Source organism: Tsukamurella conjunctivitidis, assembly GCF_007858475.1.
Taxonomy (GTDB): domain Bacteria; phylum Actinomycetota; class Actinomycetes; order Mycobacteriales; family Mycobacteriaceae; genus Tsukamurella; species Tsukamurella conjunctivitidis.
Window position 1 is genome coordinate 1 of the sequence record NZ_VIGX01000331.1, and the last position, 505, is coordinate 505.

General features: G+C 67.7%; 1 protein-coding gene. It reads right to left on the bottom strand.

Annotated features, from left to right (window positions below; genetic code table 11):
* Positions 1 to 446 (bottom strand): alanine--tRNA ligase-related protein (locus FK530_RS25635; RefSeq protein ID WP_231706815.1); only part of this gene is annotated, 446 nt, incomplete at its 3' end.
* Between the last annotated feature and the right edge of the window lie 59 nt (positions 447 to 505).

Below are 505 nucleotides of genomic sequence, written 5' to 3' on the forward strand. Positions count from 1 at the left end.
GTGTAGCCCAGGAAACGCGAGCCGCCCCCCATCCGGCGCTCCATGTCGTGGAAGACACGGACGTCGACATGGCCGGTCTTCTTGGCGCGTGAGTCCGCGCGGGCGCGTTCCTTCTGTTCCTCCATGAGGGTGCGGAACCCCTGCTCATCCACCTGGACACCCTGTTCGGCGGCCATCTCCAGGGTGAGGTCGATGGGGAAGCCGTAGGTGTCGTGCAGGGCGAAGGCCTGGGCGCCCGAGATCAGCTGTGGGCCACCCGTCTCCTTGGCGTGTGCAACTGCCGTGTCGAGGATGGTGGTGCCCGCTGTCAGGGTGCGTCGGAAGGCGTCCTCCTCGCCGTAGGCGACGTCGGAGATCGTGTCCCACGCCGTCACCAGCTCGGGGTAGGAGGGCGACATCGCATCCCGGGAGACCGGGAACAGCGTGGGGATTGAGGGTGCGTCCACTCCCAGCAGACGCATGGAGCGGATGGCGCGGCGCATGAGTCGACGCAGGACGTAGCCGC